Here is a 16537-nt window from a genome sequence, read left to right as displayed (position 1 = left end):
GGCACCCCTGCAACAGGGGTGCCCGACGCCGTTCTTGCGCGTGCGCGGCCGGGGTCAGCCGTGCTTGGCGCGGCTCGCGGCGCGGGCGCGCTCACGGCCGTCCAGGTTCACCTTGCGGATGCGGATGGACTCCGGGGTCACCTCGACGCACTCGTCGTCCCGGCAGAACTCCAGGGACTGCTCGAGCGAGAGCTTGCGCGGCGGGACGATCGACTCGGTCACATCGGCCGTGGACGACCGCATGTTGGTGAGCTTCTTCTCCTTGGTGATGTTGACGTCCATGTCGTCGGCGCGGGAGTTCTCGCCGACGATCATGCCCTCGTACACCTCGGTGCCGGGCTCGACGAACAGCACGCCGCGCTCCTGCAGGTTGGTCATCGCGAACGCGGTGACCGCGCCGGCGCGGTCGGCGACCAGGGAACCGTTGTTACGGGTCTGCAGCGCCCCGAACCAGGGCTCGTGCCCCTCGTGGATGGAGTGGGCGATGCCGGTGCCGCGGGTCTGCGTGAGGAACTCGGTGCGGAAGCCGATCAGACCGCGCGAGGGCACCACGAACTCCAGGCGCACCCAGCCGGAGCCGTGGTTCGACATGTTGTCCATGCGGCCCTTGCGGATGCCCATGAGCTGCGTGACGGCGCCCATGTGCTCCTCGGGCACGTCGATCGTCATGCGCTCGACGGGCTCGTGCACCTTGCCGTCGATCTCCTGGGTGACCACCTGCGGCTTGCCGACGGTGAGCTCGTAGCCCTCCCGGCGCATCTGCTCGACCAGGATCGCCAGCGCCAGCTCGCCGCGGCCCTGCACCTCCCAGGCGTCGGGACGGTCGGTGTCCAGGACGCGCAGCGAGACGTTGCCGATGAGTTCGCGGTCCAGGCGGTCCTTGACCTGACGGGCGGTGACCTTGCGGTCCTTCACGGCCGCCTTCGCGTCGGCGCCCTTGCCGGTGCCGCCGCGGCCGACCAGCGGTGAGGTGTTGGTGCCGATGGTCATGGAGATCGCGGGCTCGTCCACCGTGATCAGCGGCAGCGGCACGGAGTTCTCCGGGTCGGCCAGGGTCTCGCCGATCATGATGTCCGGGATGCCGGCGACCGCGCAGATGTCACCGGGGCCGGCCTTCTCGGCGGGCTTGCGGTTGAGCGCCTCGGTCATCATCAGCTCGGCGATCCGCACGTTCTGCACGGAGCCGTCGCGCTTCATCCAGGCGACCGTCTGGCCCTTCTTCAGCTCGCCCTGGTGGACGCGGAGCAGGGCGATCCGGCCGAGGAAGTTGTCGGCGTCGAGGTTGGTGACGTGGGCCTGGAGCGGGGCGCCCTCCTCGTAGGTGGGGGCCGGGATGTGCTGCAGGATGGTGGAGAAGAACGGCTCCAGGGAGTCGGAGTCGGTCGGGACCGTGCCGTCCGCCGGCTTGGTCAGGGAGGCGATGCCGTCCCGGCCGCAGGCGTAGACGATCGGGAACTCGATCTGGTCCTCGTCGGCGTCCAGGTCGAGGAACAGGTCGTAGGCCTCGTTGACGACCTCGTCGATACGGGAGTCCGGCCGGTCCGTCTTGTTGATGCACAGGATGATCGGCAGCCGCGCCTGGAGCGCCTTGCGCAGCACGAAGCGGGTCTGCGGCAGCGGGCCCTCGGAGGAGTCGACGAGCAGCACGACGCCGTCGACCATCGACAGGGCGCGCTCGACCTCGCCACCGAAGTCGGCGTGGCCGGGGGTGTCGATGATGTTGATCGTGATCGGGTCCCCGCCGTCCTTGGGGTGGTACTTCACCGCCGTGTTCTTGGCGAGGATCGTGATGCCCTTCTCACGCTCCAGGTCGCCGGAGTCCATCATGCGCTCGTCGACCTGGTCGAGCTGGTGGGCGGCGAAGGCACCTGCCTGCTTGAGCATGCCGTCGACGATGGTGGTCTTGCCGTGGTCGACGTGGGCGACGATGGCGACGTTGCGGATGTCGTGACGCTGGATGGACGAAGCCATGGGTTGGCGTACTCCCGAAATGGTGAGAAGCGCCCTGCGCAGACGGCTGTGGTGCGCGGGCCCTGCCGGGCTGAACACGCCACGGCCTCTCCCCATGTTACGGGCCCGTGGAACGGGACACTCGCGCCTCCTCCGCCGGGGCCGCGTCGAGGGCCCGGTGACCTTTCCCTCGTCGCCACCGCTCCCCCGCGCGCACGGGCGGCCCGGGGCCCGCGACGCGGGCGCCGCCGGAAACCCCGTGGGCCGGCCCCGTCGCAGTTCAGCAGTACGGGAAGCCGTCCCCGGCGCCCGCCCCGTCCGCGGGCCGCCCGCGGTGGCCGCTCCGCCGGGGCCGGGACCACGAGAAAAGTGCCGAGATCTGCCTCACGTCGGCGCGGTGGCCGGAACTACCGCGCCGAGGAGGAGCCCGAGGGCCCGGCGGTCTTCTCCGCCGGTGTCCCGGCCGGGCCCCGCGCGCTCTTCTTCAGGAAGCCCATGTCCTCGTAGACGGGGGTGCGGAAACCGAAGGCGCCCGCGTTGGCCAGGTTCTTCCGGGCCGCGGTGAGCTGGGGGCGCTGGTAGAGGGGGATCGAACCGGCCGCCGCCCAGATGCGGGAGTCGGCCTTGCGGAGCAGCTCGGCGCGTTTGGCGTCGTTGAGCGTCGTGAGGGCCTGGTCGAAGAGCTGGTCGACCTGGTCGGTGCCGACACGGGTGTAGTTCTGTCCGACGCTCAGCGAGCCGTCGGCAGCCGGGACCGGCTTGGCGTAGACCGGGCGGGCGTCGGTGGCGGGAAAGGCGGTCGCGGGCCAGGAGTAGAGGGCGAGGTCGTACTCACCGGCAGCGATGTGGTCCGTGAAGTAGCTCTCGTCGTCGACCGTAGAGATGTCGGTGCGGATACCGATCCGCTCCAGCATCCGCGTGATCCGGTCGGCCACGACGCCCAGGGTCTGTGAGCCGGGCCCGGAGGGGAGCACGAAGTCGAGCGTGAGCGCCTTGCCGTCCTTGGCGAGCGGGGCGTTCTCCGCCTGGGCGGGGGCAGCGGTGCCCTCGGGGGCGTAGGCGCCGGGGGCACCGCCCTGGTACAGCCGTGTGTGCTCGCTGTCTTCCTGCGCGAGGCGCTCCGTCGTGCGGCCGTCACCGCTCTTGTCGTCGTCCTTCGCCTCGTCCTCGCCGACGACGTAGGTGCCGTCGTCGTCGCCCTTCGACCCGCTCTTGGATCCCTTGTCGGACGTTCCGGCCTTCTCGCCCTCCGCACCGGCCGCCTTCTCGCCGGCCTCTTCTTCCTTTTCCTCCTTTTCCTCCTTGCCTTCCTTCTCTTCCTTGCCCTCCTCGTCCTTCTTGTCCCCCTTCTTCTCGGCCTTCTCCTTCTTCTCGTCCTTCTCCTGGTCGACCGGGCCCCCCGGTACCCAGCCGGCGTCCGCGAGCAGGGCGCGCGCCTCCGCGGCGTCCTGGGCGCCGAGGGCGCCGCTCCCGTCGGCGTAGGCGGCCTGCCCGGACAGCGCGACGTGACTGCCGACGGGCTCGGCGGGCAGGCCGAGCGGCTCGAGGACCGCCTTCGCCAGGGCCTCCCGGTCCAGGGCTCGGGCCACGGCACGGCGGACCCGCTCGTCGGCGAGCGGGCCTTCGTCGCCGTTGAGGGCGAGCTGGGTGTAGGCGGGCTCCAGCGACTTGCGCACCTCGAACCCGCTGAGGGCCTTCTGCTGGCGCGCGTGCGTCACGGCGGCCTTGCGCTGCCGCTCGCGGGCGGAGATCTCCTCGTCGGCGGCGTCCTCGTCCGAGCCGTTCGCGACGGCCCAGGAGCGCAGGGCGCGGGCGGCGGACCTGCCCGCACCGAGGGGGCCCGCCAGGGGCGTGCTCACCCGTTCGGCCCCTCCTTTCCCGTTCCGCTCGCTCTTCTGCTCGCCGCCTTCCTCGCTCCCGCGTGCGCTTTCGCCCCGCGGGCCGGCGGCGACGGAGATGCGGCGGGCGCCGGTGGCGTCGATCTCGGCCAGGTCCAGGGTGCCGGCGGTGAGTGCGGCGATCCGTTTGTCGCGGGGCACCGCGCGCAGCACGATCGTCGAGAGCCGGGCCGGTTCGCCCCACCAGCGGGCATTGCGGGTGAGGGTGACCTCCTCACCCTTGCGGTCCACCTTCTTCACCTTGAACGGGCCGGCGGTGACCTTCAGCTTCTTGCGGGCCCCGTCGTTGAAGGAGTCCGGGGAACCCATGACGTCCTTCGGGTACAGCGGTGTGAACAGGGACTTCCAGTCGGCGTAGGGGCGGCTGAAGGTGACCTTGACTTCCAGGTCGTTCTTGCCGCGCTCGATCTTCTCGATGCGGTCGTAGCCGGCGTTGCGGGCGGTCCAGTAGGCGGTGTCCTCGCCGGACAGGGCACGCCACTGGGCGGCGAAGTCGGCGGCGCCGATCTCGCGGCCGTCGCTCCAGACGGCCTGCTGGTTGAGCCGGTAGAGGACGACCTGCTTGGGCTCGGTCTCGACGACCTCGGCGGACTCCAGGTAGTCGGCGTTGCGCACCGGGCGTCCCCGGTCGTCCATCCGGTACATCGACGGCAGGACGGCCTGCGCGACCCGGGTGGTGGTGGCGTCGGCGTCCGCCTGGAAGGCGTTCAGGGTGTCCGGGACGGTGTCCACGGCCCAGCGCAGGGTGCCGCCGTCGGCGACCCCCGTGCGGTCGGCGCGTGCGATGTCCCCCGCGGCGAGGGGGCGGCCGGCCGGGTCCTTGGAGCTGCACCCGGCCAGAGCGGGCACCACGAGAGCGCCCGCGGCGAGGAAGACGACCGAACGGATGACCGCGCGCGGGACGACGCCGTCGTGGGACATCTCTGGTTACCTCCGGGAAGCCGCGGGCGTTACGATCACTTTTGTCAGCATTTTTAGTGCTCATCTGATGTATGCGGCCACTGAAGAGGAAAGGGTTCGGCAACCGAGAGCGACACGGCGGCCACGGGCGGGAAGCTCACCCGTACGACGTAGCGCACCGCACGATGCACCTCTGCGCCTCGGCCAATCGGTGCACATCCCTTCACAGCACAAGGTGTGACGCGCGACACTCGCAGGCGCATGAACGTTGCCGCCTTGGGCCTGAAGGACCCTGAAGGACCCGCGGGAAGTGAGGGCAAGTCATGTCCGTGCACGACGAACTGGCATCCGTCCAGCGCAGCCTCGACGACCTGATCCGGTCGGTGGGACGCCTGGAGAAACAGCTCGGCAGCGGCGGTCTGGAGATGCGCCGCGTCCGATCCGACACCAACCATCTGCGGGAGAGCGTCGCGCTGCTGCGGGAGACGGCCACGGCCGGAACCACCGCGCCGAAGCGGCCCGATCTCGTCACCATCTCCGACACGCCGTACGACCCCTCCCTGTGGGTGGACTCGGACGACGAGGGCCTCGGCGTCCGCGACCGCCACGCCCCCTGACCCCCACCGGACCCGCAGCGCCCCCCTGACCCCTACCGGAGCGGACAAGTGGCCACTGGTACGGAACCCCCCGCCACCGAACCCCACCCCCGACGTGCCGGTGTGCGCACCGGTACCCGCGCCGCGATCGCCGCTCCGCACCTGCGGACCGACCGCTGGTGGCTGGCCCCGGCGGCCACCGCGGCCGGTCTGCTCGCCTTCGTCGTCTACTCGACCTGGCGGGCCTTCGCGAACGCCGACTACTACGCGGCGCCGTACGTCTCGCCGTTCTACTCCCCGTGTCTCGCGGAGAACTGCGAGACGATGCGCGCCGGACCCAACTGGGAACTGTTCGGCAGCTGGTGGGGGATCTCACCGGCGATCATCATCCTGATCTTCCCGCTCGGCTTCCGCGTGACCTGCTACTACTACCGCAAGGCCTACTACCGGGGCTTCTGGGCCGCCCCGCCGGCCTGCGCGGTGGCCGAGCCGCACAAGAAGTACTCCGGGGAGACCCGCTTCCCGCTGATCCTGCAGAACGTCCACCGGTACTTCTTCTACGCGGCGCTCCTGGTCGCCGGGGTGCTGACCTACGACACCGTCCTCGCCTTCCGCGACGAGCACTACGCGTGGGGCCACATGGGGCTCGGCTCCCTCGTCTTCCTGGTCAACATCGCGCTGATCTGGGCGTACACCATCTCCTGTCACTCCTGCCGGCACATCGTCGGCGGAAAGCTCAAGCACTTCTCGAAGCATCCCGTGCGCTACCGGATGTGGCAGTGGGTGAGCCGGCTGAACGCCCGGCACATGCAGCTCGCCTGGGCGTCGCTGGTGAGCGTGGCGGTCGCCGACTTCTACGTCTATCTCCTCGCGTCCGGTGTCTTCGACGATCCGCGCTTCTTCTGATGAGTGGGGCCTTTTGAGATGACCGTGGTCGACCGGCAGGAATGGGACGTCGTCGTGGTCGGTGCGGGCGGCGCCGGACTGCGCGCCGCCATCGAGGCACGCGAACGGGGGGCGCGTACGGCGGTGATCTGCAAGTCGCTGTTCGGCAAGGCGCACACCGTGATGGCCGAGGGCGGCATCGCCGCCGCCATGGCCAACGCCAACGAGCACGACACCTGGCAGGTCCACTTCCGCGACACCATGCGCGGCGGGAAGTTCCTCAACCAGTGGCGGATGGCCGAGCTGCACGCCCAGGAGGCGCCGCAGCGGGTGTGGGAGCTGGAGACCTGGGGCGCGCTGTTCGACCGGACGAAGGACGGCCGGATCTCGCAGCGCAACTTCGGCGGCCACGAGTACCCCCGCCTCGCCCACGTCGGCGACCGCACCGGCCTGGAACTGATCCGCACCCTCCAGCAGAAGATCGTCGCGCTCCAGCAGGAGGACTTCCGGGAGACCGGGGACTACGAGTCCCGGCTGAAGGTCTTCCAGGAGTGCACGGTCACCCGGGTGCTGAAGGACGGACCCCGTGTCTCCGGCGTCTTCGGCTACGAGCGGGAGTCCGGCCGTTTCTTCGTGCTGGAGGCGCCCGCCGTGGTCCTCGCGACGGGCGGCATCGGCAAGTCGTTCAAGGTGACGTCGAACTCGTGGGAGTACACCGGGGACGGTCACGCGCTGGCGCTGCTGGCCGGGGCCCCGCTGGTCAACATGGAGTTCGTGCAGTTCCATCCGACGGGCATGGTCTGGCCGCCGTCGGTGAAGGGCATCCTGGTCACCGAGTCGGTGCGCGGCGACGGCGGGGTGCTGCGCAACTCCGAGGGCAAGCGGTTCATGTTCGACTACGTGCCGGACGTCTTCAAGGAGAAGTACGCCGAGTCCGAGGAGGAGGGCGACCGCTGGTACGACGACCCGGACCGCAACCGGCGTCCCCCCGAGCTGCTCCCCCGCGACGAGGTGGCCCGCGCGATCAACGCCGAGGTGAAGGCGGGCCGTGGCTCCCCGCACGGCGGGGTCTTCCTGGACGTGTCCACCCGGATGCCCGCCGACGTCATCAAGCGCCGGCTGCCGTCGATGTACCACCAGTTCAAGGAGCTGGCGGACGTCGACATCACGGCGGAGGCGATGGAGGTCGGCCCGACCTGCCACTACGTGATGGGCGGCATCGCCGTCGACTCCGACACGGCGGCGACGCGCGGGGTGCCGGGGCTGTTCGCGGCCGGTGAGGTGGCCGGCGGGATGCACGGCTCCAACCGGCTGGGCGGGAACTCCCTGTCCGACCTGCTGGTGTTCGGGCGCCGGGCGGGCTGGCACGCGGCCGAACACGCGGGGGCGCACACCGCCGGGACAGGCGCCGAGCGGCCCCGGGTGGACGAGGCCCAGGTCGACGCCGCGGCGGCGGAGGCCCTGCGGCCCTTCTCCGTCGAGGCCGGGGAACCGGCGAAGGGCCCGGCGTCCGCTCCGGAGAATCCGTACACCCTGCACCAGGAACTCCAGCAGACGATGAACGACCTGGTCGGCATCATCCGCCGGGAGCACGAGATGGAGGAGGCCCTGCACAAGCTCGCCGAGCTGCGGGCACGGGCGCGCCGGGCCGGGGTCGAGGGGCACCGGCAGTTCAACCCGGGCTGGCACCTCGCCCTGGACCTGCGGAACATGCTGCTGGTCAGCGAGTGTGTGGCACGGGCCGCGCGGGAGCGCACCGAGTCACGCGGCGGGCACACCCGCGAGGACCACTCCGAGATGGAACGCGCCTGGCGCAACGTCAATCTGCTGTGTGCGATGACCGATCCCACCGGCGGCACCGCGGCCACCGCCCCGGAGCGCGGCCAGATCACCCTGACCCGTGAGACCACCGAACCCATCCGCCCCGACCTGCTCGCCCTCTTCGAGAAGGAGGAGCTGGTCAAGTACCTCGCCGAAGAGGAGCTGTACGAGTGAGCAGCTATGAGGCCCGCTTCAAGGTGTGGCGGGGGGATGCCGAGGGCGGCGGCCTGGAGGACTTCCGCGTCGAGGTGAACGACGGCGAGGTGGTCCTCGACATCGTCCACCGGCTCCAGGCCACCCAGGCCCCCGACCTGGCCGTGCGCTGGAACTGCAAGGCCGGCAAGTGCGGCTCGTGCTCGGCGGAGGTCAACGGGCGCCCCCGGCTGCTGTGCATGACCCGGATGTCGGTGTTCGACCGGGACGAGACGATCACGGTGACCCCGCTGCGGGCCTTCCCGGTGATCCGCGACCTGGTGACCGACGTCGGCTTCAACTACACGAAGGCACGCCAGGTGCCGGCCTTCGTACCGCCGAAGGGCCTCGGGCCCGGCGAGTACCGGATGACGCAGGAGGACGTGGACCGCCCGCAGGAGTTCCGCAAGTGCATCGAGTGCTTCCTGTGCCAGGACGTCTGCCATGTGGTCCGCGACCACGAGGAGAACAAGCGGGCGTTCGCCGGGCCGCGGTTCCTGATGCGGGTGGCGGAGCTGGACATGCATCCGCTGGACGCCGCCGAGGAGGCCGGCCTGGACCGCAGGCGCACGGCCCAGGACGAGCACGGGCTCGGCTACTGCAACATCACCAAGTGCTGTACGGAGGTGTGCCCCGAGGGCATCCGGATCACGGACAACGCGCTGATCCCGATGAAGGAACGGGCGGTCGACCGCAAGTACGACCCGCTCGTCTGGCTCGGCGACAAGATCCGGCGCCGGTCCGCGTCGTCCTGATCCGCCCGGTGCGTCAGGGACGGTTCACCCAGCCCTTCCGGTACGCCGCCCAGTCCGCCTCCGTCGCCGCGAAGTCCACGTAGAGGGCGACGCCGAAGCGGGGGCGGTCGGCGTCGGTGCGGGACAGCCCGAGCCGGACACCGCGGACGGCGGCGGGGACGGTCTCGGCGTGGGCCCAGTGGCCGAACCGGTTCTCCTTGAAGAAGGGCAGGCCCATGAGGAGGTCGGTGCCGGGCGGGGTGACCTCCAGGGCGAGCGCGGTCTGCTGGGCGACGTAGCCGCCGTAGGTGCCCTCCAGCGGCTGCATGGTGTCGTACGACATGACGGCGATCTGGTCGACGCGGCGCGCGACCTGCCCGAAGAACTCCTGCGACCACCACTTGGGGTGGCCGGTGACCGCGCCCCAGAAGGAGTGGAAGCCGGGGAGCGGGTCGATCTGGTGGGCGGCGACGGACAGCGGCACGTCGCGGGAGCCGGTCTCCTCGTGCAGGGCGTCGAGGAGCTCCAGGTAGTCGGCGTCCCCGGAGTGCAGGGGCTCGAGGTCGAAGTGGACGCCGTCGTAGCCGGTGTCCAGGATCTCCCGGGTGGACCGGAGGATCGCGGCGCGGGACTCGGCGCGCTCCAGGTGCAGCGCCTCGGGGTGCTCGGGCGCGAGGATGTCCCCGAGCCAGGCCTGGACCCGGACGCCGGGCATCTCCCGGTGCACGGACTCGATCAGCCGGCGGGCCTGCGGGTACCGGGACTTCGGCAGGCTTCCGTCGTGCTCCAGGGGTCCCGAGTGGACGTAGAGGTCGCGTATCCCGGTGCCCTCGAGGCGGCGGGCGAGGGCGGTGACGTCGGCGTCCTTCTTCCGCCCGTCGACCCAGGCGTGCCCGAGCCAGAGGGCGTCGCGGTCCCGGGTGTACGTCCCGTCGGCCGGGTCGCCGGTGAAGTTGACCCGCAACACCGTCCCGGCGGTCAGCAGCGGCACGAGGACGACGAGCACGAGCGCGAGCACGGCCCACGTGAGCGGGCGCTTCCAGCTCCGGGGCCGCTCGTCCGGCCGGTCTCGGGTGTGCTCCCCGCCCGCGGATCCGGGGTCGTCCGGCTCCGCGGCTTCGGTGGGCTTGGTGAGTTCCGCGGGTTCCGCGGGTTCCGCGGGTTCCGCGGGTTCCGCGGGTTCCGCGGGTTCCGCGGGTTCCGTGCCTGACATCGCGCGTCCCCTCCGCCGCCGGTCCGTCCGGGCCGCACGGCTGATCTTGCGGAGGAGGACGACGGCGGGGGGCCCGCGGTTGCGTTTCAGGCGGCGGTCGGCGCGTGTCGTTCGTGCACGTGTCCGTCCAGGGGGAAGGCGGGCGGCGCGGCCGGGAGGACGCCGGTCAGTGCGAAACCGGCCTTCTCGGCGACGCGGCAGGACGCCGCGTTGCCGACCCGGTGCACCAGCTCCAGGCGGGTCAGGCCTTCCCGGGTGAAGGCCTCGAACGCCCAGTCGGTCAGCGCCGTCAGAGCCCGGTGGGCCACTCCCCGGCCGCGGGCGGGTGCCGCGGTCCAGTAGCCCACCTCGGCGGAACCCGAATCCCTGGCCGCGTACTTGAGGACGGCGTGGCCGACGAGTCGCGGCGCGGAGCCGGGAACTCCCGTCTCCTGCACGGCGAACGCGAACCTGTCTCCCGTCTCCCAGCCCCGCTGCTGTGCCGTCACCCAGCGCGCCGCGCTCGCCTCGTCGTGCACGGCGGCGCTCACCCAGCGGCGCATCGCCTCGTCCTGGAACAGCTCGGCCAGACCCGCCGAGTCCTCCGGGCTCCAGGGCCGCAGGGTGAGGGTGCCGGCTGCCAGGTGCAACGGGGTCGGGGGCATGGGGGCGAGCGTAGACGAGCGGCGGTCGGCCGACGTGTCGGGGGGTCAGAAAAGGCTCATGAGGGCTTCGGCCGGGTCGGCGAGGGGGGTTTCGCCGCCGGGGAGGGGGAGTTCGAACCAGACGGTCTTGCCGCGGGGGGTGCGGCGGGAGCCCCAGGCCGCGCTGAGCAGGCCGACGAGCTGGAGACCTCGGCCGCCCTCGTCGGTGTCGCGGGCGCGGCGGCGGCGCGGCTGGACCAGTCCGGAGTCCCAGACCTCGCAGACCAGGGTGCGGTCGAGCAGGAGGCGGAGCCTGATTTCTCCCTCGCCGTATCGCAGGGCGTTGGTGACCAGCTCGCTGACCAGGAGTTCCGTGGTGTCGACGAGGGGTTCCAGGTCCCAGGCGAGCAGTTGCGCGCGGGCGTACTCGCGGGCGCGGCCCACGCTGCGGGGTTCGCGCGGCAGCGTCCAGTCGCCGACGGAATCGGCGGGCAGCCCCTGGACCCTGGCCATCAGCAGCGCGATGTCGTCCTCGCCGTGGTGGGTGTTGAGGGCGTTGAGGACGTGGTCGCAGACGTCCTCCAGGTCCCTGTGGGTGTCGGCGCGCGGCGCCGTCGTCGCGGGGTGGTGGCCGGGTGACGGGTGGACCGGGTCGGTGAGGGCGCCCACGAAGGCCTGGAGGCCCTCGTCGAGGGGGTGGTCGCGGCTTTCGACCAGCCCGTCCGTGTAGAGCGCGAGCAGGGCACCCTCGGGCAGTTCGACCTCGACCTCCTCGAAGGGCTCCCCGCCGACGCCGAGCGGCATGCCCGGCGGCACGTCCAGCATCAGGGCGGCCTCCCCCGGTTCGACCAGGACCGGCGGCGGATGGCCCGCGTTGGCGAAGGTGCACCGCCTGGTCACCGGGTCGTAGACCGCGTAGACGCAGGTCGCCAGGTAGACCTCGGAGAGGTCGGCCTCCCGGGGGCGGCGGGCGGCCCGGGTCGCCTGCTGGACGCCTCCGGGGGCGCCGAGTCCCTGGACGATCTCGTCCAAATGGGAGAGCACCTCGGCGGGTTCGAGGTCGAGCTGGGCCAGGGTGCGGACGGCGCTGCGCAGTTCACCCATGGCCACCGCGGCACGCAGCCCCCGCCCCATCACGTCCCCGACGACCAGCGCGGTGCGGTGGCCGGGCAGTTCGATGACGTCGAACCAGTCGCCGCCGACCTCGCCGGAGCGGCCGGTCACCGCGCTGCCGGGCAGGTAGCGGCAGGCGATGTCGAGACCGGAGGCCTCCGGGTCGCCGGGCGGCAGCAGGGACCGCTGCAGCAGCAGGGCGCGTTCGTGCTCGCGCCGGTAGAGGCGGGCGTTGTCGATGCAGACGGCGGCGCGCGCGGCCAGTTCCACGGCGAGGTCCCGGTCGCGGTCCCCGAACGGCTCGCTGCCCTTGGTACGGGCGAACTGGGCGAGCCCGACCACCGTGTCGTGGGCGACCATCGGCACGGCGAGCGTGGTCCGCACCAGCCCGCCCTCCTCGCCCGGCACCAGGCGCGGGCGGCCGGTGCGCAGGGCGTCCGCGCACGGCGAGTTGAACGCGTAGTTGTGGACGGCGCCCAGTTTGACGGGCTCGCCGGTGACGCTGAACGGCGCTTCGGAGACGGCGCTGGCGAAGGCGACGCGGCGCACGTCCGCACTGCCGTCGGCCAGCCCCGGCGGGGTCTCGTCGCCGGCCAGCAGCCCCTGGTAGAGGTCGACGGTGGCCAGGTCGCAGAATCCGGGGACGACGACGTCCAGGAGTTCGCGGGCCGTGGTCTCCAGGTCGAGGGAATTGCCGATCCGGGCGCCGGCCTCGTTGAGCAGGGCGAGGTTGCGCCGTGCGGCGGCGGCCTCGCGGGCGGCGGCACGGCGGGCGGTGATGTCGATTCCCAGCCAGGCGATGCCGATGGGACGGCCGCTGCCGCTGTGCACGCGGTAGAGGTTGACCGACCAGTGGCGGCGCCCGTCGGTGTCCGGGATGAATCCGGTGACGTGCATGTCCGTGATGGACTCGCCGGTCTCCAGCACCCTGCGCATGGTCGCGGCCACCCGCTCGGCCTCGGCGCGCGGCAGGTAGTCGTGGACACCCTTGCCCCGGTGGTCGTCGGGCGTGCCGCCGAAGGTGGACGCGAACCGCTGGTTGGCGCGGCGCACCCGCAGGTCGGGGTCGATCAGCAGGAAGCCGAAGGGGGATTGGCCGAATATGGCCTGCGAGGCGGCGAGATCGGTCTCGATGCTGCGCAGGGTGCGCACGTCGACGACGATGCAGACGGCTGCCTTCTCGCCGTCCTCGGTGCGCGTCGGCATGACGTAGACCTCGGCGATTCCCTCCCGGCCGGGCCCGTCGTCCACCGTGTCGGGGATCCGGAAGGGCACGACTCCGGTCCACTCCCGACCGTCGAGGATCTCGGCCATCTTGCGCTGGCCCCGCTCACGCCGGTCCGGATCGACGAACGCCGCGATGGGGTCCGTCCCGACGGCCCGCTCCGCCGGGATGCCGAGGAGCTGCTCGGCGCGCAGGCTCCACTGGTCGACCAGTCCGTCGGGGCCGATGGAGAAAGAGGCGACCTTTATGTAGTCGTACATGGAGCCGGGAGGGCTGCTCTGCCACATTCCGTCGACGGCCGGGGCGCCGGTGGGGAAGGGGGCGCCGGAAGAGGCTGCGGTGGCCGATGCCTCGACGGGAGAAACGCCGGCGGGCGCGGTGCCCGCGGACGGGACGTCACCGGACGAGGCATCGCCGGAAGTGAGGCCGTCAGCGGCCTCGGCCCTTGCGCCGTCCGACGGGTCCTTGGACTCCGTGGCCCTCGCTGGTATCTCGCTCACGCGAACCGTCCCCTCCAGCTCACCGCGTCCGGCACCGGTCGCCGGGGGCGGCTGCCCGCAGTATCCAGCACTACGGCGCCACACAACACGGTGTTCACGATCACAGCACGGTCCCGATGCTTTTCGGTCCGAACTGTGAGAACACTCCCAGTCTCCTAACCAGCGGACACGTCATCGAATCCCCTTCTTCGACAACCATCAGGGGCCGGAACCGGCCGCTCGACAGGAGCGGCCCGCGCGTACACGGCCGCGGCGCGGGACAGCGCCTCGCTTCAGCCGGGCGCGAACGCCTCACTCGGGCACCGTGAGTTCGAACCACACGGTCTTGCCGACCTCGCCCGGCCGGGTACCCCAGCGGCGGGCGGTGCGGGCGACGAGCTGCAGCCCGCGCCCGCCCTCGTCCTCGGCCCGGGCCACGCGCTCGTGCGGGAAGTCCGGCAGCGGGTCGGAGACCTCGACCCGCAGGACGCCGTCCGGGCCGGAGGGACGCGACAGGCAGACGCCGATGGGACCGGTGGCGTGCCGCAGGGCGTTGGTGACCAGCTCACTGACCAGCAGGGCCGCCAGGTCACCGACGCCGTCGAGACCCCAGCCGTGCAACTGCGCGCGGACCGTGGAGCGCGCGGTGCCCACGGCACCCGGCTCCGCGGGAAAGGTCCACGTGACCCGGTCGTCTTCGGTGTCGATCACGCGGACCACTTCCGTCACTCCGGGGCTGACAACAGAATCCCCATACCGGATTTCATGGGGTCAATGGACCCATACCCGGCATTCCCGCCCGGGTATCGCGCATGAGGACATCGACCACAGGTCCGTCACCTCGAACGCACCGCGGGCTCCGCGTTCGGCGTCGCCCATGAGGTGCGAGGCGAACGGACAGGTACCCGTATCGGGGAAGGCGAGTCCGACGAGCCCTCCCGATCCCGGCCGATCCCGGGACCCCGAAGGGCCCCGCCGCGCGTCAAGCGGCGGGGCCCTCGGGCGGGTACGGGGTCGGGGCGGGCGGTCTAGGCGAGTTCGCCGGTGGCGGCCAGATCGTCGAAGAGCAACTGGTCCACCGGCGGCACCAGTTCCCGGTCGGCGTACGAGAACCAGGCCATCTCCTCGATCTCGCTGCTCGGCTCCGGCTCCCCCTCGCCCTCGGCGGTGTAACAGGCCATCCGGACGACCGCGCCCTCCGGAAGGCCGGGGGTCCCGAGGGTCCCGGGGATCGCCGCCTCGTACGTGCCCACGTGGACGGCCGTGTCCGGGTCGAGTGCGACCGCGAGCTCTTCCCTGATCTCCCGCAGCAGCGTCTCGACGTCGCTCTCCGCCCCCTCGCGCTTGCCTCCGGGGATGTAGAAGACGTCCTTCCCGCGCGGGCGCGCGCACAGGATGCGGCCCTTCTCGATCCGCACCCAGGCCACCGTGTCGATCAGCACCGAACCCGTCCCGTTTCCGCTCGTTCGCACCACAGTCGAACGGGACCCTACCGGGACGCGCGACGTCAGTCGGCGGTCGTCGCGTTCTGCCCGATGCGCTCGACCCAGTACAGCTGCTTGTGCCCGCGGCCGTCGAGACTGTCCGCGATCTTCTGCGCCTCAGCCCGGGTCGCGTACCGGCCCACGCGGTACCGGTTGCCGTTGTCGTCCTGCCGCACCACGAGCCAGGGAAGCGTGGCCGTGCCGTCGCTCATCGCGCCCCTCCACTTCCCGCCCGCGACCTGCGCCGCGCCCAGCCCGGTAAGGAAACCCCAATCCGCATATGCCCGAGCCTACGCCTTACCTTTACGCAGCGAACATGGGTTTGCACAAAGAGGTACGCAACCAGCCAGTACCCAGGGGGCGCACGGCGGCGAACGCGCCGTACGCAAGCCCGACGTATCCGGTCAGCGGCATGCTGCCCCGGTTCCCCCCGCTCGGGGGCCACCTGCGAGAACGGCCAGATTTCTCCGTCGCCCGACCAGGCGTGCCGCCGCCCCCGCCCCCGCCCGGACGCAGGGACGGGGCGCAGGCGGGGCGCAGAGGGAGCACTCCGGGCCCGGCGACGGCTCCGGGGCGATCTCCCGGGACCGCCGCCCGCGATGCCCCGGAACGGGGCGGCTACCTCACCGGGAGGTGGTACGCGACCCGGTAGCGGTCGGCGGGGATCACCACGTCGGCCGTCTCGACCGGGCGGCCCGAGGCGTAGTACGTGCGCCGGACGACCAGGACGACGTGACCGGGGACGCCGCCCAGCGACGCCAGCTCCTCGGCGAGGCCGGGGCGGGCGCCGATCTCCTCGGTGACGTTGTCCACGATCACGTCGATGGCGCGCATGCGCTCGACCACGCCCATGCCGCCGAGCGGCCCCTCCTCGGGCAGCATCACGGGCGTCCGGCCGGTCAGGGCGAGCGGCTCCCAGGAGGTGGAGAGCATCATCGGCTCGCCGGCCTCCCGGAAGAGGTACCGGGTGCGCATCACCCGGTCGCCCGGCTCGATCCCGAGCCGCTCGGCGACGGCCCCGCAGGCATCGGCCTGCGCACTGCTCGACTCCCAGGTGCCCTGCACGCTCCCGTCCGCCTGCTCCTGTCGGAACGGGGTGGCGCCACGCTCCGGACGGAACCCCGAACGGGCGATGCGCCGGGGGACGGGCCGCTCCCGCACGTAGGTCCCCGAACCGGAGCGGCCCTCGACGAGGCCCTCCGCCATGAGCACCTTGCGCGCCTCCAGCGCGACCGTGTCGGAGACGCCGTACTCCTCGCGGATCCTCGCCTGGGACGGGAGGCGGGTGTGCGGCGGCAGCCGACCGTCGACGATCTTCTTACGGAGATCACCCGCGACGCGCAGATATGCCGGCTGCTCACCGAATGTCACTGGCCGCTCCCGTCAGGTTGTACAGATAGCGACAGGGTGGCAACCGTGGGTTG

13 protein-coding genes are annotated in these 16537 nt (G+C 71.7%); 4 read left to right on the top strand and 9 right to left on the bottom strand.

Going from position 1 to position 16537, the window contains the following annotated elements:
- Positions 1-54: 54 nt before the first annotated feature.
- Complete coding sequence (gene typA, locus AB0I73_RS26745; protein ID WP_363041396.1) at positions 55-1971, bottom strand: translational GTPase TypA; 1917 nt, start codon at positions 1969-1971, stop codon at positions 55-57.
- Positions 1972-2357: 386 nt separating this feature from the next.
- Complete coding sequence (locus AB0I73_RS26740) at positions 2358-4769, bottom strand: ABC transporter family substrate-binding protein (protein WP_363041394.1); 2412 nt, start codon at positions 4767-4769, stop codon at positions 2358-2360.
- 302 nt (positions 4770-5071) lie between these two features.
- Here AB0I73_RS26740 and AB0I73_RS26735 point away from each other — a divergent pair, with 302 nt between their 5' ends.
- From AB0I73_RS26735 to AB0I73_RS26720, 4 genes are read left to right on the top strand one after another with little or no spacing between them, the layout of a single operon-like run.
- Positions 5072-5365, top strand: a complete 294-nt coding sequence (locus AB0I73_RS26735) for a hypothetical protein (protein WP_363041392.1) — start codon at positions 5072-5074, stop codon at positions 5363-5365.
- Between the two features lie 48 nt (positions 5366-5413).
- Positions 5414-6250 carry a hypothetical protein gene (locus AB0I73_RS26730; RefSeq protein WP_363041390.1) on the top strand — a complete coding sequence of 279 codons (837 nt, stop codon included), beginning with the start codon at positions 5414-5416 and terminating at the stop codon, positions 6248-6250.
- Between the two features lie 18 nt (positions 6251-6268).
- On the top strand, positions 6269-8224 hold the full coding sequence (locus AB0I73_RS26725; RefSeq protein WP_363041388.1) for a fumarate reductase/succinate dehydrogenase flavoprotein subunit: 1956 nt from the start codon (positions 6269-6271) through the stop codon (positions 8222-8224).
- Positions 8221-8997 carry a succinate dehydrogenase/fumarate reductase iron-sulfur subunit gene (locus tag AB0I73_RS26720; protein WP_363041386.1) on the top strand — a complete coding sequence of 259 codons (777 nt, stop codon included), beginning with the start codon at positions 8221-8223 and terminating at the stop codon, positions 8995-8997. Before AB0I73_RS26725 ends, AB0I73_RS26720 begins: the two co-directional genes overlap by 4 nt.
- A gap of 13 nt (positions 8998-9010) precedes the next feature.
- Here the strand turns inward: AB0I73_RS26720 and AB0I73_RS26715 are convergent, their stop codons facing one another.
- The 7 genes from AB0I73_RS26715 to AB0I73_RS26685 form a co-directional block, all read right to left on the bottom strand.
- Complete coding sequence (locus tag AB0I73_RS26715) at positions 9011-10189, bottom strand: hypothetical protein (RefSeq protein ID WP_363041384.1); 1179 nt, start codon at positions 10187-10189, stop codon at positions 9011-9013.
- Positions 10190-10275: 86 nt separating this feature from the next.
- Positions 10276-10833 (bottom strand): GNAT family N-acetyltransferase, encoded by a 558-nt coding sequence (locus tag AB0I73_RS26710; RefSeq protein ID WP_363041382.1) that lies wholly within the window; start codon positions 10831-10833, stop codon positions 10276-10278.
- Between the two features lie 45 nt (positions 10834-10878).
- Positions 10879-13650, bottom strand: a complete 2772-nt coding sequence (locus tag AB0I73_RS26705; RefSeq protein ID WP_363041380.1) for a SpoIIE family protein phosphatase — start codon at positions 13648-13650, stop codon at positions 10879-10881.
- 291 nt (positions 13651-13941) lie between these two features.
- A complete protein-coding gene (locus AB0I73_RS26700; RefSeq protein ID WP_363041402.1) occupies positions 13942-14349 on the bottom strand; it encodes an ATP-binding protein in 408 nt (135 codons plus the stop codon).
- 308 nt (positions 14350-14657) lie between these two features.
- Entirely contained in the window at positions 14658-15071 is a 414-nt protein-coding gene (locus AB0I73_RS26695) for an NUDIX domain-containing protein (protein WP_363041378.1), read from the bottom strand.
- 65 nt (positions 15072-15136) lie between these two features.
- Positions 15137-15325, bottom strand: a complete 189-nt coding sequence (locus tag AB0I73_RS26690) for an SPOR domain-containing protein (RefSeq protein ID WP_109376818.1) — start codon at positions 15323-15325, stop codon at positions 15137-15139.
- 406 nt (positions 15326-15731) lie between these two features.
- On the bottom strand, positions 15732-16484 hold the full coding sequence (locus tag AB0I73_RS26685) for a GntR family transcriptional regulator (protein ID WP_363041376.1): 753 nt from the start codon (positions 16482-16484) through the stop codon (positions 15732-15734).
- Between the last annotated feature and the right edge of the window lie 53 nt (positions 16485-16537).

Origin of the sequence: Streptomyces sp. NPDC050388, assembly GCF_040655635.1 — a bacterium.
Lineage (GTDB): Bacteria > Actinomycetota > Actinomycetes > Streptomycetales > Streptomycetaceae > Streptomyces.
This window is presented reverse-complemented; position numbering and strand designations above follow the sequence as displayed.

Coding starts and splice junctions, on each gene's coding strand:
- typA (WP_363041396.1), bottom strand. CDS start 1,971: ATGGCTTCGTCCATCCAGCGTCACGACATCCGCAACGTCGCCATCGTC.
- AB0I73_RS26740 (WP_363041394.1), bottom strand. CDS start 4,769: ATGTCCCACGACGGCGTCGTCCCGCGCGCGGTCATCCGTTCGGTCGTC.
- AB0I73_RS26735 (WP_363041392.1), top strand. CDS start 5,072: ATGTCCGTGCACGACGAACTGGCATCCGTCCAGCGCAGCCTCGACGAC.
- AB0I73_RS26725 (WP_363041388.1), top strand. CDS start 6,269: ATGACCGTGGTCGACCGGCAGGAATGGGACGTCGTCGTGGTCGGTGCG.
- AB0I73_RS26715 (WP_363041384.1), bottom strand. CDS start 10,189: ATGTCAGGCACGGAACCCGCGGAACCCGCGGAACCCGCGGAACCCGCG.
- AB0I73_RS26710 (WP_363041382.1), bottom strand. CDS start 10,833: ATGCCCCCGACCCCGTTGCACCTGGCAGCCGGCACCCTCACCCTGCGG.
- AB0I73_RS26690 (WP_109376818.1), bottom strand. CDS start 15,325: ATGAGCGACGGCACGGCCACGCTTCCCTGGCTCGTGGTGCGGCAGGAC.